The following is a 17571-nucleotide window of genomic DNA, read 5'->3' on the forward strand; positions in this document are numbered from 1 at the left end:
CCCAGGGATGGCGGGGCAAAAAGGGGCGGCGGGACGATCATCCCGTGGGGGAGGCCTCGGCCGCGACCCGCGTCCGGACGGCGCCGCCACCCGCACGCGGCCGGAGCACTCGCGCCAGGACGCCCGGCGACAACAGCCGCTGCGGCGGGGCCTGCAGGTTGGCGACGCTCAGGAAGGCCCGGCCGACCACCGGGTCCGCCTCCGCCGCCACGTGGAGGCGGGCGAGGTAGCCGTTGAGAAGCCGCACCCGCAGGGAGCGCGGCCCCTCGATGGACGGGAACCGCAGATCGCCGCCGACCGACATGTCCCACGGCACGTCGATGATCCGCGCGGCGCGACTGAAGAAGCGGTGGGCCAGGCCGTCCGGCTCGCCGTCCGCCAGGCACTCGCGCAGGGCGACGGCCTCGCAGGCGGCCACGGTCATGCCCTGCCCGTAGGTGGGGTTGAACTGGCACAGGGCATCGCCGAACACCACATACCCCTCGGGGAAGCGGACGAGCCGCTCGTAGCGGCGCCGGATGCTCACCGGGATGCGCATCAGCCGTGGCGCCCCGAGCGGCTCCAGGCGCCGCAGGAGCCGGTGCAGATCGGGGACCGGGAGCCGGGCGGCGAACCCGTGGTACCCCTCCGGGTCGACGGGAGGGACGTCGTCGCCCATGCCGAACAGGGTGACGAGCCAGCGGTCGCCCTCCGCGCTGAGCGCGACCCCGCCTCTCGGGACGGACGTGCTGTGCCCCACGATGAGGGCGACGGCGTCGGTGTCGCCCGGCCGGCGCCGGTACTCACGCGAGACGTACACCAGCCCGGAGTCGACGCGCTCCTCCGGCGCCGGTTCGTACCCGAGCGCGCGCAGCCACTCCGTGCCCCGGTTGCCCCGGCCTGTGGCGTTCACCACGAGGTCGGCCGGCATGTCCTCGGGCCGGTGGCCGGGCCGCAGCAGGCGCACTCCCGTGACCGCGCCCTCCTCCGCGCCGTCGCGGCCGGCGATCGGACCGAGCACTTCCCACCCGTCGTGGATCGCCACGCCGGGAAGGGCCTCGACCCGGGACCGCAGGTACCGTTCGAGACTCGGCCGGCTCACCGACAGGCCGCGCAGCGGCGAGGGCGCCGGGCGCAGCAACCGGCCGTCGTTGTACCAGCGGACGTCATCCTGGATGTCGCAGGTGGTGGCGCCCGCCGCGACGAGGTCCGCGGTGAGGCGGGGGAACAGTTCTTCGAGGATCTCCCGGCCCCGGGACAGCAGCCCGTGCGCGTGGTGCCCCTGCGGCACGCCCCGCCGCGCGACCCCCTGTTCCGGCAGCGTGTCGCGGTCGATCACCGTGACCCGCTCGAACGTCTCGCTGAGGACCCGGGCGGCCAGCAGCCCGCCGATCCCGGCTCCGGCGACGACGGCGTGCCCCGCGGGGCGGTGGCCGATGTGCGTCATGGCGTTCTCACCCTCTCCTCGGCTCAGCCCCACTGGGACGGATCGCCCGTGACAGACCATTGGGACGGATCGCCCGTGACAGACCATTGGGACGGGTCGCCCGTGACGGACCACTGGGACGGGTCGCCCGTGACGGACGACCGGGACGGGCCGCCTGTGACGGACGGCTGCGAGAAGTCGTCCGCGACCGGCCATCGGGAGGGGGCGCCGCCGGCGGCGTGGGCGGCCGACGGTCCCGGGCCGGCCAGGATGAGCAGGGCGATCGCGGTCGCCGCCGCGGCGCTCGTCATTCGTTCGATCACGGTTCACCTCGTTGTCGGGCCGCCCTGACAGGACGGCGCTGCGCTCACGGCGACGAGCATGTGCGCGGCCACTTGGCAGCCGGTGGGAAAGCACTTGGACCACAGGCCGCACGGTCGATCGGCGTCCGGGGCCGGGATCGGCGTCCGGCGGCGGGGACCAGCGTTCGGCGGCCGGGATCGGCGTCCGGCGGCGGGGGGCAACGTCGGTGATGCGACAGGGAGCAGCGCCCCGGGGCCGGGACCAGGGTTCGGCGCGGGGATCATGTCCGAGGGCCGGGATCAGGGATCGACGGCGGAAGTCAGCGTCCGGCGGGCAGGAGGAGCGGCTGCGTCCGCGGGACGGGAGCGGGCCGCGGTCACCCGGGTCGGCGGCCGGCGATCAGCTCGGCCAGCAGGGCGTTCGCCTCCTGCCTGGACAGGGCGCGCCCGCGTGCCGCGTGCCGCTCGTACTCCTGCGGCGGCAGCGCCCCGCGTACGGCGGCGGCCTCGCGCGGCCCGTCCACCGGGTCCATCAGCTCCGGGGAGACGCCGGCCCGCTCGCCGATGGCCTCCACGGCGCCCATCAGCACGGCCGCCTCCTCGGCCCGTCCGGTGAGGACGAGGGCTCGGGCCGCGCTGTGCACCGTCACCAGCCAGAAGGAGATGTCACCGTAACGGTCCATCGCGGCGAGGACGTCCCCCGCGATGACCAGTGCCCGGGCGCCTTCCCCGCGGTCCGAGGCGGTCTTCATGTCGCACCAGGCGGCCCCGTCCGCGGCCCAGTCGTGACCGCTGGCGTGGGCGGCGGCGATCGCCTCCTGGAAGATCGCGTCGGCGCCCGGCAGGTCACCCAGCCCCCGGAGCACCATGCCCTGGACCATGAGCGTCTCGGCCTCCAGCCAGCCCTGGGCGCTGCGCCGGGCGATCTCGACGGCCGCGCGGGCGCCGGCCGCCGCGTCGATCGGCGCCCCGGCCAGCAGGCCCATGTATGCGGCGTAGGACGTCGCGCTCGCCTCGGTCACCGGGTCGCCGGCCTCGCGCGCCTCCTCGACGGCCGTACGGGCCGCCTGGTGGGCCTGTGCAGGCTGCCCGGCCAGGTAGCGCAGCGCGGCGACGGCGAACCTGGCACGCGCCCGGGTGCCCGCGCCGGCCCGCGGGGCTGCCGCGAAGGCCTCGGAAAGCCAGGTCAACCCTTCCGCGACGTGGCCCATGCGGAACCAGAACCAGAAGAGCGCGCCGCCCAGCCGCAGCGCGTAGTCGCCGTCGCCCGCCGCCAGCGCGGAGGCGAACGCGGCACGGAACTCGGGCTGGTCCCGTTCCAGCCCTTCCAGCAACGCCGCCCCCTGCGGGCCGCGCAGGTGGCGTTCCGCGCTCTCGGCGCGGGTGAGAGCCCAGGCGCGGTGCCGTTCGCGGGCCGCCGTCAGTTCGTCCGGGGACAGCGCGCCGAGGGCGTATCGGCGCAGGGTCTCCAGCAGCCGGTAGCGTCGTGGCGCCGTGCCCGGCTCGGCGGTGACCAGCGACTTGCGCACCAGCGCCGACAGCGGCGGCAGCACGGGAGTGACGCCCGCGACGGCGGCGGCCGTCTCAAGGTCGAAGCCGGCGTTGAGCACGCCGAGCCGGTGGAAGAGCAGGCGTTCGGCCGGCCGCAGGAGCTGGTCGCTCCAGGCGACCGTGCCGAGCAGGGTCCGATGGCGGTCCGGACGTCCGGACGACCCGCTCACCAGCAGGGTGAAGCGGTCTTCCAGGGCGTCGGCGATCTGGCCGATGGACAGCGTGCGGCACTGCGCGGCCGCGAGCTCGATGGCCAGGGGAATGCCGTCGAGCCCTTCGCACAGAGCGGCGATCCGTTCCCGTTCGCCAGGCCCGGGCGCCCACCCGGGCTGGGCGGCGCTCGCGCGGCGGACGAAGAGCTCCGCGGCGTCGGTCGCCGCGTGCAGCGGCGGCACCTCGTAGACGACCTCCCCCGTGATGCCCAGCGGTTCGCGGCTGGTGGCCAGGACCCGTACGGTGCCGCAGCGGGCCAGCAGGGTGTGGACGAGTATGGCCGTGGGCGCCAGCAGGTGCTCGCAGTTGTCCAGGACGATCAGCAGGTCGCGGCCCGCGAGCATCCCGGCCAGCTGGTCGGGGGACGAGGCGGCGGGCAGGCCCAGCGCGGCGGCGATGGTGACGGCGAGCAGTTCGGGCGCGTGCAGGCCGCCCATCTCCACCAGCCAGGGCCCGTCGGCGTCGGCGCGGGCGCGCGCGGCCTCCAGGGCCAGGCGGGTCTTGCCGACCCCGCCGGGGCCGGTGAGCGTGACCAGCCGGTGCCCGTCCAGCAGGCGGGCGACGGCCGTGAGGTCCTCGCCGCGCCCGACGAAGCTGGACAGCGCGAACGGCAGGTTCCCCGAAGGCGCCGCCCCGGCCCCGCCGCCGCTCCCCGTTGTTCTTGTCGGGGTCGTGGCCGGCGGCGGCGGAGAGGACGGACGTCCGGGCCGGACGGGCGCCGGGGTCAGCTCCGGGTCCTGGGCGAGGACGGCGGCCTCCAGTTCGCGCAGCCCGCGTCCGGGGTTGACGCCGAGTTCGTCGGCCAGCCGCCTGCGCACCGCGCGGAACGCGGCGAGCGCGTCCGCCTGCCGTCCGGACCGGTACAGGGCGAGGGCCAGCAGCTCCCAGCCGCGCTCTCGCAGCGGCTGCTCGGCGACCAGCGCCTCAAGTTCGCCGACGGCGGCGGCGTGCTGCCCCGACGCGATGACGGCGGCGAGCCGGTCCTCGTGCACCGCGGCCCGTAGGTCTTGCAGCCGGGTCGCGTCGGGCGCGGCGAAGCCGGCCTCGCCGAAGTCCGCGTAGGCGGGGCCCCGCCACAGCCGCAGGGCCTGTCCGAGCAGCTCCGCGGCGTGTTCCGGCTCGCCGCCCTCCAGAGCGCGCCGGCCTCGGACGGCCAGGTCGGTGAAGCGCTCGGCGTCGACCGCCGCCGGGGCCGCGCGGAGGGCGTACCCGGGTCCTTCGCGCACCAGCAACCGGGCCGGAGCGCCGGGCGCCCGCTCCGGCTCCAGTGCCCTGCGCAGATCGGCGATGTACCCGTGCAGCGTCGTCGGTGAGGGCGGCGTGGAGTGCTCCCACACCTCGGACAGGATCCGGTCGGCGGAGACGATGCGGCCCCGCGCGATCAGCAGCAGCGCCAGCACGGCCCGCTGACGGGGCCCGCCGAGCGCCGCCGGACGGCCGCCCACCTCGGCGCTGAGCGGCCCCAGCACCCCGAACCGCACGTCCTTGGCGACGCCCACCAGCAGTCCTCCCATGGCCCGCCGGCCCGCCGGCATCCTGAAAGCACCATGATCGCGCGCCCTCAGGCCGCGCGCACCTGCACAGAGCGCACCAAAACGACGGGCACCCGGACGGGATGCAGTTGGCACCGCGCGCACCCGGACCGAGCGCCGTCACCTCGCCGCGGGGTCGTGGGGCGCCGCGCGGCCCGGCGGCACAGGACGCCCCGTTCGGCGGCCGACGGTCTGCCCGCCTCAGAGGCCGAGGGTCTCCCTGCGCAGGTGCGTCTTGAGGATCTTGCCGCCCGGGTTGCGGGGCAGCTCGGTGTCGCGGAACCAGAAACGCACCGGGATTTTGAACGGCGCGAGCACTCCGGTCAGGAACTCCCGCAGCTCTTCGGCGGTGGCGGACATGCCCGGCTTCGGCCGTACGACCGCGCCGACCTGCTCGCCCAGCTCGTCGTCCGGGATGCCGATCACGGCGGCGTCGTCCACGGCCGGGTGCTCGAACAGGGCCGCCTCGACCTCGGCGCAGTAGACGTTCTCGCCGCCCCGGATGACCATGTCCTTGGCCCGGTCGACGATGTAGACGAAGCCCTCCTCGTCCACCCGCGCCAGGTCGCCGGTGTGCAGCCAGCCGTTCACGAAGGTCTGCGCGGTGGCGTCGGGCCGGTTCCAGTAGCCGGCGATCACGTTCGGGCCGCGCATGCACAGCTCGCCGACCTCGCCGACCGGCAGCTCGTTGCCGAGCGGGTCGGAGACGCGCACGTCGCACACGGCCAGGGGCAGCCCGATGCTGTCCGGTTTGGCGAGGTAGGTGGGGCCGCTGTTGTAGATGGCCAGCGCGGTGGTCTCGGTCATCCCGTACCCGTTGGAGGCCTGCCGCTGCGGGAGCTGGTCGCCGATGCGCTCCAGCAGCTTGGGCGGCGCCGGCGCGCCGCCGTAGCTGATGCCGCCGAGGCTGGAGATGTCGTACTTGCCGAAGTCGGGGTGCGACAGCAGTTGCCAGGCGTTCGTGGGGACGCCCGTCATGATCGTGACCTTCTCGCGCTCGATGAGCTGGAGCGCCTGCCCGGGGTCCCACTTGTACATCAGCACCAGGCCGCCGCCGGTGAACATGGTCGCCGTCATGACCGCGAAGCAGCCGGTGACGTGGAACAGCGGCACCGTGAGCAGCGTGATCCGCCGGGTGCCCACGGCGGTCGAGGGGTCCTTGCCCGCCATGGCGATGCTGCGCAGCAGCGCGTAGGCGACGGTCATCGGCGACTGGGCGGCGTTGCGGTGGGTGCCGAGCGCGCCCTTGGGGCTGCCGGTCGTCCCGGAGGTGTAGAAGATGGTGGCGGGGTCCTCGGGGTCCAGCTCGACGGGGGGCAGGGTGACATCGGCCCGCACCTCGCCGAGGACGTCGCCGAACGCGCGGGCCCCCGGCGGAAGGTCCCCCGTGGCGCGCGTGACGATCATGGGGACGTCGCTGTGGCGCAGCCGCTCGGCCCGCTCGCCGTCGGCGACGAGCACCTTGGCCCCCGAGTCCGACAGGCCGTACTCCAGCTCGGGCGTGGTCCACCAGGCGTTCAGCGGCACGGCTATCGCCCCGAGGGCGAGGGCCGCCGAGAACGCGATCGACCACTCGGGGTAGTTGCGCATCGCGATGGCGACCCGGTCTCCCTTGGTCACGCCGTAGTCCTCGGCCAGCCGGCCCGCCAGCGTGGCGGCCCTGCGGTAGTGCTCCTCGTAGCTGATGCGCTCGTCCTCGTAGACGAGAAAGATCGCCTCGCCGTGGAAACGGCTGTTCTCCAGCAGGGCGCGGAAGGTCGTGGGGGCGTGCTTCCAGGTCCGGAGCTTGGACCCGCGTATCTCGACCTCCTCCATCTCGAAGAGCTGGCCGGGTCCGGTGAGCTGTGCCTGGACCTGGTCATGGGTGACAGTCATGCGCGGATACTCCCGGGGGTGAGTAGCTGCCGTTGTGGAAGGTGACGATACCGACCGGTAGGTACGGAGAACAGGGGTCGAGCTCACGCCGCCGATGTGGCATTGTTGGTTTGCATGACGATGCTGAGACGTGCATAATCTTTCTCTGTAAAGTCATGAGGCCGAGTGCATGTTCATGCGAGGTGAGTCGATGAAAGCGGCGGTCGCCGGAGCCAGCGGCTACGCCGGGGGCGAGCTGCTGCGCCTCCTCCAAGCCCATCCCGCGTTCGAGATCGGCGCGCTGACCGCCGGGTCCAGCGCGGGCGGCACGCTGGGCGCCCACCAGCCGCACCTTCCCGCGCTCGCCGATCGCGTCCTTCGCGAGACGACGGCCGAGACGCTCGAAGGCCACGACGTCGTCTTCCTCGCCTTGCCGCACGGCAGGTCCGCCGCCATCGCCGCGCAGCTCGGCCAAGACACCCTGGTCGTCGACTGCGGCGCCGACTTCCGGCTGGACGACCCCGCCGAGTGGGCCCATTTCTACGGCGGCGAGCACGCGGGCACCTGGCCCTACGGCCTGCCCGAGCTGCCCGGCCAGCGTGAGCTGCTGCGCGGCGCCCGGCGCGTCGCCGTCCCGGGCTGCTACCCGACCTCGGCCACCTTGGCCCTGTTCCCGGCCTTCGCCGCCGGCCTCGCCGAGCCGGACGTCGTGGTCGTCGCCGCCAGCGGCACCTCCGGCGCCGGGCGGTCGCCCAAGCCGAGCCTGCTCGGCAGCGAGGTCATGGGCTCGGCCAGCACCTACAACGTCGGCGGCGTCCACCGCCACACCCCCGAGATGGAACAGAACCTCTCGAAGGTGGCGGGAGCGCCGGTGAAGGTCTCCTTCACCCCCATGCTGGTCCCGATGAGCCGCGGCATCCTCGCCACCTGCACCGCGCCCGCCGTGCCCGGCCTGACCGCCGCCGCGCTGCGCGAGGCCTACGCTGCGGCGGTGAAGGACGAGCCGTTCCTGCGCCTGCTGCCCGAGGGCGCCTGGCCCGCGACGGCCATGACCCTCGGCGCCAACACCGCCGCGCTGCAGGTCACCCTCGACGAGCGGTCCGGGCGCGTGGTCGCCGTCGTCGCCATCGACAACCTGACCAAGGGCACCGCGGGCGGGGCCGTCCAAAGCGCCAACCTCGCCCTCGGCCTGGCAGAAGAACTCGGCCTTCCCGTCAATGGAGTAGCCCCGTGAGCGAGCGCAGCGAGAAGACACCGGCCACCCTGGTCCAGGCGGGGGAGGGGCGGTCATGAGCGTCACCGCGCCCCTCGGCTTCCGCGCGGCCGGCGTCGCGGCGGGCCTGAAGTCCAAAGGCGCCCGCGACCTGGCGCTGATCGTCAACGACGGTCCCTCGCGGGCCGCCGCCGGCGTCTTCACCCGCAACCGCGTCAAGGCCGCCCCCGTGCTGTGGACCGAGCAGGTGCTCACCGGCGGCCGCGTCAAGGCGGTCGTCCTGAACTCCGGCGGCGCCAACGCCTGCACCGGCCCCGGCGGCTTCCAGGACACCCACGCCACCGCCGAGAAGGTCGCGGGCGTCATCGGCGACTCGGCCGGCGAGGTCGCCGTCTGCTCCACCGGGCTGATCGGCGAGCGCCTGCCCATGGACGCTCTGCTGGCCGGGGTCGACGACGCGGCGGCGCAGCTGTCCCGGGACGGCGGCCTGGCCGCGGCCGACGCCATCCGCACCACCGACACCGTCACCAAGATCGCCTTCCGCAGGGGCGAAGGCTACATGGTGGGCGGCATGGCCAAGGGCGCGGGCATGCTCGCCCCGGCCATGGCCACCATGCTCAGCGTCATCACCACCGACGCCGACGTGCCGGCCGCCGAGCTCGACAGGGTGCTCCGCAGGGCCGTCGGCGTCACCTTCGACCGGCTCGACACCGACGGCTGCATGTCGACCAACGACACCGTGCTGCTGCTCTCCAGCGGCGCCGCAGGCGTCACCCCCGACCTCGCCGAGTTCGAGAAGAAGATCACCGAGGTGTGCGCCGACCTGGCCAGGCAGCTGCTCGTCGACGCCGAGGGCGCGACCAAGGCCATCGCGATCGAGGTCGTCGGCGCCGCCCACGAGGACGACGCCGTGACCGTCGGCAGGGCGGTGGCCAGGTCCAACCTGTTCAAGTGCGCCATCCACGGCGAAGACCCCAACTGGGGCCGCGTCTTGTCGGCCGTCGGCACCACCGACGCCGTGTTCGAGCCCGACCGGCTCAACGTCGCGATCAACGGCATCTGGATCTGCTGGGGCGGCGCCGCGGGCGACGACCGCGCCAAGGTCGACCTGCGCCCGAGGGACGTGACCATCACCATCGACCTGTCGGCCGGGCCGCACACGGCCACCGTCCACACCACCGACCTGACCGCCGAGTACGTCCACGAGAACTCGGCGTACTCCACATGAGCGCCCCCACTCCCGATCTCGCGGCCGATCTCGGGGCCGATCTCGGGCCGCACGCCAAGGCCGCCGTCCTCATCGAGGCGCTGCCCTGGCTTGAGCGCTTCCGCGGCCAGACCGTCGTGGTCAAGTACGGCGGCAACGCCATGACCGACGAGGCGCTGCGCCGCGGCTTCGCCGACGACATGGTGTTCCTGCTCCACGCGGGCCTGCGCCCGGTCGTCGTGCACGGCGGCGGGCCGCAGATCAACGCCCACCTCGACCGCCTCGGCATCGAGACCGGCTTCACCGCCGGGCTGCGGGTCACCACTCCCGAGGCCATGCAGGTCGTGCGCATGGTGCTGGTCGGCCAGGTCAACCGCGACGTCGTCGGCCTGATCAACCGTCACGGGCCGTTCGCCATCGGCATGTCGGGCGAGGACGCCCATCTGTTCACCGCCGAGCGCAAGCACGCCGAGGTGAACGGCGAGAAGGTCGACATCGGGCAGGTCGGCGAGATCGTCAAGGTGGAGGCAGGGGCCGTCCGGGCGCTGCTCGACGACGGCCGCATCCCCGTCGTCTCCTCCATCGCCCGCGGCGAGGACGGCGAGATCTACAACGTCAACGCCGACACCGCGGCGGCGGCGCTCGCCGTGGCGCTGAACGCCGGCAAGCTCGTCGTCCTCACCGACGTCGAGGGCCTGTACGCCGACTGGCCGCCCTCCGGCGACGGAGCCGGCTCCGGCGCCAAGGTGATCAGCCGGTTGACGGCCGGCGAGCTGGCCGGGCTGCTGCCCGGCCTGTCCAGCGGCATGGTGCCCAAGATGGAGGCATGCCTCACCGCCGTCAACGGAGGCGTGCCGCAGGCCCACGTCCTGGACGGGCGAGTGCCCAACTCGGTGCTGCTGGAGATCTTCACGGACGAGGGGATAGGGACCATGGTGCTGCCCGAGGAGGAGTCATGAACCGGCTCAGCGCGGCCGGCGAGCCCGGCCACGGCGGAGGCGACCTGCTGGACGCCGGCGCGGCCTCGCTCACCGAGCGTTTCGCGGCCGCCTTCATGCCCAACTACGGGGTGCCGCCGGCCGTCCTGGTGCGCGGCGAAGGCTGCCACGTCTGGGACGCCGACGGCAGGCGCTACCTCGACCTGATCGCCGGCATCGCGGTCAGCTCGCTCGGCCACGGCCACCCCGCCCTGGCGCGCGCCGTCTCGTCGCAGGCCGCCGCGCTCGCCCACAGCTCCAACCTGTTCATCAACGAGCCCGAGGTGCTGCTCGCCGAGCGCCTGCTGAGCCTGCTGAAGGTCCCCGGCCGCGTCTTCCTGGCCAACTCCGGCACCGAGGCCAACGAGGCCGCGCTCAAGCTGGCCGTCAAGTACGCGAAGACCACCGGCAGGACGTACTACGTCGCCGCCGAGAACGGCTTCCACGGCCGCACGCTCGGCGCGCTGTCGCTGACCGGCAAGGCCTCCATCCGCGACCAGTTCGGGCCGTTCCCGATCGACGTGCGCTTCGTCCCCTACGGCGACGCCGACGCCCTCAAACAGGCCGTCACGCAAGACTGCGCCGCGGTCTTCCTGGAGCCGACGCAGGGCGAGGCCGGCGTCGTGCCGCCGCCCGACGGCTACTTCACCGCCGCCAGGCAGATCTGCGACGCCACCGGCGCCCTGCTGGTGCTGGACGAGATCCAGTCGGCGATCGGCCGCACCGGCCACTGGTTCGCCCACCAGCACGACGGCATCGTCCCCGACGTGCTCACCCTGGCCAAGGGCCTCGGCGGCGGCATGCCGATCGGCGCCTGCGTCGGCTTCGGCGAGGTCGGCACGATCTTCGCCAAGGGAGACCACGGCTCCACCTTCGGCGGGAACCCGGTGTCGGCCGCCGCCGCGCTCGCCGTCCTCGGCACCATCGAACGCGACGGGCTGCTCGCCCACGTCCGCGAGGCCGGCGACCACCTGGCGCAGGGCATCGCGGCCGTCGGCCACCCGCTGCTGGCCGGCGTGCGCGGCCGCGGGCTGTGGCTGGCCGCCGTCCTCACCGGCGACCGCGCCGCCGACGTCCAGGCCGCCGCCCAGCGGGCCGGTTTCCTGGTCAACGCCGTGCAGCCCGACGCCGTCCGGCTCGCGCCGCCCCTGGTGATCACCATCGAACAGATCGACTCCTTCCTCGCCGCCCTCCCGGCGATCCTCTCGGAGGTGGCCGGATGAGCGGCGTGATCCAGCAGACCGGGTCCGGCGGCGCGGCCGACGTGCGCGGCGGCGGCCCGACGGCCGTCCGCCACTTCCTGCGGGACGACGACCTCAGCCCGGCCGAGCAGGCCGAGGTGCTCGACCTGGCCGAGGCGATGAAGAAGGACCGCTACGGCCACCGCCCGTTCGAAGGCCCGAAGACCGTCGCGGTGCTGTTCGACAAGCACTCCACCCGCACCCGCGTCTCCTTCGCCGTCGGCATCGCCGAGCTGGGCGGCCAGCCGCTGGTCATCGACACCGCCGGCTCCCAGATGGGCCGGGGCGAGCCGGTCGAGGACACCGCCCGCGTCCTGTCACGCCTGGCCGCCGCGATCGTGTGGCGCACCTTCGGCCAAGAGCGCGTCGAGGCGATGGCCGCGGCGTCCGCCGTCCCGGTCGTCAACGCGCTGACCGACGAGTTCCACCCCTGCCAGGTGCTGGCCGACCTGCTCACCGTGCGCGAGCGCCGTGGCGTGCCGGCCGGGCAGACGCTGGCGTACTTCGGCGACGGCGCCAACAACATGGCCCACTCCTACCTGCTCGGCGGCGCCACCGCCGGCATGCACGTCCGCGTCGCCGCCCCGGCGACCCACCAGCCGGACGCCGCCGTCCTCGCCCGCGCCGCCGAGATCGCCGCCACCACGGGCGGCTCGGTCGCCGCGCTGACCGACGCCGCCGCGGCCGCCGACGGCGCGCACGTCCTCGCCACCGACACCTGGGTGTCGATGGGCCAGGACGGCAAGGAAGAACGGGTCGCCGCGCTCACGCCGTACCAGATCAACGCGGAGCTGCTCGCCCTGGCCGCCCCCGGCGCGGTCGTGCTGCACTGCCTGCCCGCCTACCGCGGTCTGGAGATCACCGCGGAGGTGATGGACGGCCCGCAGAGCGCGGTGTGGGACGAGGCGGAGAACCGCCTGCACGCCCAGAAGGCCCTGCTCCAGTGGCTGGTGACCCGATGACCATCCCGCTGACCAAGGCCGGCAGACTCGCCAAGATCGCCGAACTCGTCAAGCGCCACCAGGTCCGCTCACAGCCCGAGCTGGCCAGGCTGCTGGCGGAGAGCGGGGTCGAGGTCACCCAGGCGACGCTGTCGCGCGACCTGGACGAGCTCGGCGCGCTCAAGCTGCGGGCCGACGACGGCTCGCTGGTGTACGCGCTGCCGGGCGAGGGCGGAGGGCGCATCCCGCTGACCCGCACCGGTGCCGGAGGCGAGACCCCGGCGGCCCGCCTGCGGCGCGTGGCGGAAGAGCTGCTGGTCTCGGCCGAGGCCTCGGCGAACCTCGTGATCGTGCGCACGCCCCCCGGCGCCGCGCAGTTCCTCGCCTCGGCCCTCGACCACGCCGACTGGGAGTCCATCCTCGGCACGGTCGCCGGCGACGACACCATCCTGGTGATCAGCCGCGACCCGGCGGGCGGCGCCCTTCTGGTGGAGTCCCTGCTCAAGCTGACCGAGCGACGTAGCCAGCCCGCGTGAGGCGGGCCCGCCGCACCGGTCCGGCCACGCCGGGCATCCCGAACAAGCCAATGCACGCGTTCCTCTCCAGGAGAGCAGATATATGACCGACAGGGCGATACTCGCCTGCTCGGGCGGCCTCGGCGCCTTCGTCGCCTTCGGCCGGTCCCTGGCGAACGGCTTCGTCCGGCCGTGGCGCCTCCCGTCCAAGATCGCCGCCGCGCGGGACGGCCGTCCCGGCTGACGGACGGCGTTTTGGGTTAGGGTCGCGGATTGAGCTTATGGATCTCGGGAAGAGGAGAACGGTGGCTGAGGGTGGCAAGCCCATGCGGCTGTGGGGTGGCAGGTTCGAGGGCGGTCCGGCGGACGCGCTGACGCGGCTGTCGGTGAGCGTGCAGTTCGACTGGCGGCTCGCGCCGTACGACCTGATGGCGTCGCGGGCGCACGCCCGCGTGCTCCACCGCGCGGGGCTGCTGAGCGAGACAGAGCTCGAGCGCATGATCGGAGCGCTGGACGACCTCGAAGAGGCCTGCAAGTCGGGCGAGTTCCGGCCCACCGTGGCCGACGAGGACGTCCACACCGCGCTCGAGCGCGGGTTGCTGGAACATCTCGGGTCGCTCGGCGGCAAGCTGCGCGCCGGGCGCAGCCGCAACGACCAGATCGCCACCGACCTGCGCCTCTACCTGCGCGACAACGTGCGCAACATCGTCTCGCGGCTGGTCGAGCTGGAGACCGCGCTGATCAGCCAGGCCGAGGAGCACGCGGCCACCGCCGCGCCCGGCATGACCCACCTGCAGCACGCCCAGCCGGTGTCGTTCGGCCACCAGCTGCTCGCCCACGTCCACGCGATCGCCCGCGACGTCGACCGGCTGCGCGACTGGGACAGGCGCGCCGCCGTCTCACCGCTCGGCGCGGGCGCGCTCGCCGGGTCCTCGCTGCCCCTGGACCCACAGGCCGTCGCCCAGGAGCTCGGCTTCGACTCCGCGGCGCCCAACTCCATGGACGCCGTCGCCGACCGCGACTTCGCCGCCGAGTTCCTGTTCTGCGCGGCCCTGATCGGCGTCCACCTGTCGCGCCTGGGCGAAGAGATCGTCCTGTGGGCCTCCCAGGAGTTCCACTGGATCGAGATGGACGACGCCTACTCCACCGGCTCGTCGATCATGCCGCAGAAGAAGAACCCGGACGTCGCCGAACTGGCCCGCGGCAAGTCGGGCCGGCTCATCGGCAACCTGATGTCCCTGCTCACCACCCTCAAGGGCCTGCCGCTCACCTACAACCGCGACCTGCAGGAGGACAAGGAGCCGGTCTTCGACGCCGTCGACACCCTGCTGCTCGTGCTGCCCGCGGTCTCCGGCCTGGTCTCCACCATGCGGGTCAACACCGCGCGCCTGTCGTCCTCGGCGCCCGACGGCTTCGCCCTGGCCACCGACCTTGCCGAACTGCTGGTGCGCAAGGGGGTGCCCTTCCGCGACGCCCACGAGGCGGTCGGCCACCTGGTGGTGTGGTGCCAGGTCAACGACACCACCTTCGAGCACCTCACCGAGGAGGACCTGGTCAAGATCTCCCCGCACTTCACCGCCCCCGCGGCCGACGGCTCCGATGTGCCCGGCCCGCTGGAGGTGCTGAACGTCCAGGGCGCGCTCGCCTCCCGCAAGGCGTACGGCGGCACCGCCCCTGACCGGGTGCGCGACCAGATCGCCGCGCTCCGCGAGACCGTCGACGGCCAGGCGGCGTGGGCGAGCGGATCCTAGGGCGAGAGCGCTCCGAAGCGGGCGAGCGGGTCTCGGAGCGAGAGCCGTCGCGGGCGGATGAGCCGATTCCGAAGCCGTCGCAGGGTGAAGGCGTCCTCGGCCAGGACGCGCACGGTACGTCCGGGCGTGTCCTGGACCGCGGCTTCTTCGACCGGCCCGCGGCCGAGGTCGCGCCCGACCTGCTCGGACGCGTCCTCGTGCACGGGCCGGTGGCCGTGCGCCTCACCGAGGTCGAGGCGTACGGCCCGCCCGGATCCGACCCCGCCTCCCACACCTACCGGGGACGCACCCCGCGCAACGCCGTCATGTTCGGCCCGCCCGGCCACCTGTACGTGTACTTCACCTACGGCATGCACTACTGCGCCAACTTCGTCTGCCTGCCCGAAGGCATGGGCTCCGGGGTGCTCCTGCGCGCGGGCGAGGTGGTGCGCGGCGTCGAGACCGCCCGCACCCGCCGTCACCGGCCCAGCACCGCGGCGCCGCTCACCGGCCCGGGCCGGGCCGTCCCCGGGCGCGACCTCGCCCGCGGACCCGCCCGGCTCGCCGTCGCGCTCGGCATCGGACGCGAGCACAACGGCGCCGACTGCTGCCCGGCCTCCGGCGCCCCCGCCGGCCCTGACGGGCTGCGGGTGCTGGAGGGCGAGCCCGCCGACCCGGCGTCGATCCGCTCCGGCCCGCGCACCGGAGTGTCGTCCGCCGCCGACACGCCGTGGCGGTTCTGGATCGACGGCGACCCCACCGTCTCGCCCTACCGCAAGCACGTGCCCAGAACCCGGCCGAGCTGATCGCCCGGCCCGTCCCGCATCCTGGCCTTTCGAGTGGCGCGGTGGTGCGGTGATCGGGCAGGCTGTAGCCAAGGCGGAAGCCCGACATTCATCCCATTCAGCGAACGACTATGAAGGCCAGGATCGTGACCGACATCCTCGATGACCTTGCGTGGCGCGGCCTGATCGCGCAGTCCACCGACATCGACGCCCTGCGGGGCGCGATGAGCGAGGGTCCGATCACGGTCTATTGCGGGTTCGACCCCACCGCACCGTCACTGCACGTCGGCAACCTCGTCCCGCTGCTCACGCTCACGCGCATCCAGCGGGCGGGCCACCGCGCCATCGGGCTGGTCGGCGGCGCCACCGGCCTCATCGGCGACCCCAGCGGCAAGAGCGAGGAGCGCTCGCTCAACTCCACCGACGTGGTCGCCGAGTGGGTGCGGCGCATCCGCGTCCAGGTCGAGAAGTTCATCGACTTCTCCGACCCGTCCGCGGCGGTGCTGGTCAGCAACCTCGACTGGACGGCGGGCCTGTCGGCGATCGACTTCCTGCGGGACGTGGGCAAGCACTTCCCGGTCAATCGCATGCTCGCCCGCGAGTCGGTCTCGGCCCGGCTGGCGGGGGAGGGGCTGAGCTACACCGAGTTCAGCTACCAGATCCTGCAGGCCAACGACTACCTGGAGTTGCACCGCCGGTTCGGCTGCACGCTGCAGATCGGCGGCAGCGACCAGTGGGGCAACATCACCGCCGGCTGTGACCTGATCAGGCGCGTCCAGGGCGCCCACGTGCACGCGCTCACGGTGCCGCTCATCACCAAGGCCGACGGCACCAAGTTCGGCAAGACGGCCGGCGGGGCCGTCTGGCTCGACCCCGAGCTGACCTCGCCGTACGCGTTCTACCAGTTCTGGCTCAACTCCGACGACCGCGACGTGGTGAAGTTCCTCAAGATCTTCAGCTTCCGCTCCAGGGACGAGATCGAGGCGCTGGAGAAGAGCGCGTCGGAGCGTCCTGCGGCGCGCGAGGCGCAGCGGGCGCTGGCGGAGGAGTTCACCACGCTGCTGCACGGCGCCGACGAGTGCGCCGCCGTCATCGCCGCCTCCGGCGCCCTGTTCGGCCAGGGCTCCCTGCAGGAGCTGCCCGAACGGACGCTCGCCTCGGCGCTCGCCGAGGTCCCGCGGGTCACCGTTCCGGCGCTCGGGGCCTCCTACGTCGACCTGATGGCCGACAGCGGTCTCGTCGAGAGCAAGTCGGCCGCGCGGCGCTCGGTCAAGGAGGGCGGGGCCTACCTCAACAACGTGCGCGTCACGGACGAGGCGTACGTCCCGTCCACCGACGATCTGCTGCACGGTCGCTTCCTGGTGCTCCGCCGGGGCAAGCGCTCCGTGGGCGGCGTCGAGGTGGCCGCCGGCTAGGGCATTGTCCCTCTCCGGCTTCCGGCCCCCGGCAGGCATCGCGCCCGCCGGGGGCCGCTGTGATCGGTAACAGTCTTGTAGCGGATACGTGAGAATTTTCGCGATCCTTGGGATGAGCTGGGCCATCACTCCCGCAAGCGATTTGACGGACCCACCGACGCCGCTTAATGTTCTGTCTCGCCCCAGGGAACGGCGGGCCGCCGCAGAGGCGCCTGGCTCCCGGGCATCCCGAACGACACGCTCTCGGAACCCCGTCTCGACGGAGGGTCCGGTGTTGACTGTCGCCCAGTGCGAGATCAAGTCGAACCTCTCAAACGGTTCGATTCGACTCGGAGTGGGCGATGGAGTAAGTTAGACGGGTTGCCTCGGCGACGGGGCGAAATTTTAGCAGTTTTGAGCGGTTTGCGGCAGATCGGTTGATTTGACGGGGATCGTCCGAAACTGGTAAAGTTTAAGAACACGAGATGAACGCCCCGGACGGGGTCGGGCCCTGTTGGTCTGGTTTCCGGTTGGTGTACGCGTCCGTTTCTTGAGAACTCAACAGTGTGTTAAAAGCCAGTGCATGAATATGCATTACTCCCGTCTTCCATGCCCCTTTGGTTGTGGGTGTGGGGATGGTTTTCCTTTGGTTGGCATCCTGCATGTTGTGTGCGGGGTGTCTGCCGGGATGGTTCTTCAGACATTGTTTGG

Annotated in this window: 14 protein-coding genes; 10 read left to right on the forward strand and 4 right to left on the reverse strand. The window is 73.0% G+C overall.

Annotation, left to right across the window (positions count from 1 at the left end; translation table 11 throughout):
• Positions 1 to 37 precede the first annotated feature (37 nt).
• From ACZ6QO_RS29795 to ACZ6QO_RS29810, 4 genes are all read right to left on the reverse strand, one after another.
• A complete protein-coding gene (locus ACZ6QO_RS29795; protein ID WP_465855404.1) occupies positions 38 to 1426 on the reverse strand; it encodes an NAD(P)/FAD-dependent oxidoreductase in 1389 nt (462 codons plus the stop codon).
• A gap of 23 nt (positions 1427 to 1449) precedes the next feature.
• Positions 1450 to 1728, reverse strand: coding sequence for a hypothetical protein (locus tag ACZ6QO_RS29800; protein WP_465855406.1), 279 nt, complete (start codon positions 1726 to 1728; stop codon positions 1450 to 1452).
• Between the two features lie 356 nt (positions 1729 to 2084).
• Positions 2085 to 5006 (reverse strand): AfsR/SARP family transcriptional regulator, encoded by a 2922-nt coding sequence (locus tag ACZ6QO_RS29805; RefSeq protein WP_465855408.1) that lies wholly within the window; start codon positions 5004 to 5006, stop codon positions 2085 to 2087.
• A gap of 198 nt (positions 5007 to 5204) precedes the next feature.
• Positions 5205 to 6878 carry a class I adenylate-forming enzyme family protein gene (locus ACZ6QO_RS29810; RefSeq protein ID WP_465855415.1) on the reverse strand — a complete coding sequence of 558 codons (1674 nt, stop codon included), beginning with the start codon at positions 6876 to 6878 and terminating at the stop codon, positions 5205 to 5207.
• 190 nt (positions 6879 to 7068) lie between these two features.
• On the opposite strand from ACZ6QO_RS29810, the gene argC reads away from it, so the two are divergent.
• The 10 genes from argC (at position 7069) to tyrS (ending at position 16881) form a co-directional block, all read left to right on the forward strand.
• Positions 7069 to 8091, forward strand: a complete 1023-nt coding sequence (gene argC / locus ACZ6QO_RS29815) for an N-acetyl-gamma-glutamyl-phosphate reductase (protein ID WP_465855417.1) — start codon at positions 7069 to 7071, stop codon at positions 8089 to 8091.
• 55 nt (positions 8092 to 8146) lie between these two features.
• On the forward strand, positions 8147 to 9298 hold the full coding sequence (gene argJ / locus ACZ6QO_RS29820) for a bifunctional glutamate N-acetyltransferase/amino-acid acetyltransferase ArgJ (protein ID WP_465855419.1): 1152 nt from the start codon (positions 8147 to 8149) through the stop codon (positions 9296 to 9298).
• Positions 9295 to 10236 carry an acetylglutamate kinase gene (argB, locus tag ACZ6QO_RS29825; RefSeq protein ID WP_465855421.1) on the forward strand — a complete coding sequence of 314 codons (942 nt, stop codon included), beginning with the start codon at positions 9295 to 9297 and terminating at the stop codon, positions 10234 to 10236. Before argJ ends, argB begins: the two co-directional genes overlap by 4 nt.
• Entirely contained in the window at positions 10233 to 11477 is a 1245-nt protein-coding gene (locus tag ACZ6QO_RS29830; protein ID WP_465855423.1) for an acetylornithine transaminase, read from the forward strand. Before argB ends, ACZ6QO_RS29830 begins: the two co-directional genes overlap by 4 nt.
• Positions 11474 to 12457, forward strand: coding sequence for an ornithine carbamoyltransferase (gene argF, locus ACZ6QO_RS29835; protein WP_465855425.1), 984 nt, complete (start codon positions 11474 to 11476; stop codon positions 12455 to 12457). The genes ACZ6QO_RS29830 and argF overlap by 4 nt, the downstream gene beginning before the upstream one ends.
• Positions 12454 to 12972, forward strand: coding sequence for an arginine repressor (locus ACZ6QO_RS29840; protein WP_465855427.1), 519 nt, complete (start codon positions 12454 to 12456; stop codon positions 12970 to 12972). Before argF ends, ACZ6QO_RS29840 begins: the two co-directional genes overlap by 4 nt.
• An 82-nt stretch (positions 12973 to 13054) precedes the next feature.
• A complete protein-coding gene (locus ACZ6QO_RS29845; RefSeq protein WP_465855429.1) occupies positions 13055 to 13195 on the forward strand; it encodes a hypothetical protein in 141 nt (46 codons plus the stop codon).
• 37 nt (positions 13196 to 13232) lie between these two features.
• Positions 13233 to 14702, forward strand: a complete 1470-nt coding sequence (gene argH / locus ACZ6QO_RS29850) for an argininosuccinate lyase (RefSeq protein ID WP_465855430.1) — start codon at positions 13233 to 13235, stop codon at positions 14700 to 14702.
• Between the two features lie 131 nt (positions 14703 to 14833).
• Positions 14834 to 15487 (forward strand): DNA-3-methyladenine glycosylase, encoded by a 654-nt coding sequence (locus tag ACZ6QO_RS29855; protein ID WP_465855436.1) that lies wholly within the window; start codon positions 14834 to 14836, stop codon positions 15485 to 15487.
• A gap of 125 nt (positions 15488 to 15612) precedes the next feature.
• Entirely contained in the window at positions 15613 to 16881 is a 1269-nt protein-coding gene (gene tyrS, locus ACZ6QO_RS29860; RefSeq protein ID WP_465855438.1) for a tyrosine--tRNA ligase, read from the forward strand.
• Positions 16882 to 17571 lie beyond the last annotated feature (690 nt).

It is taken from the genome of Sphaerisporangium sp. NPDC049457 (assembly GCF_055586705.1).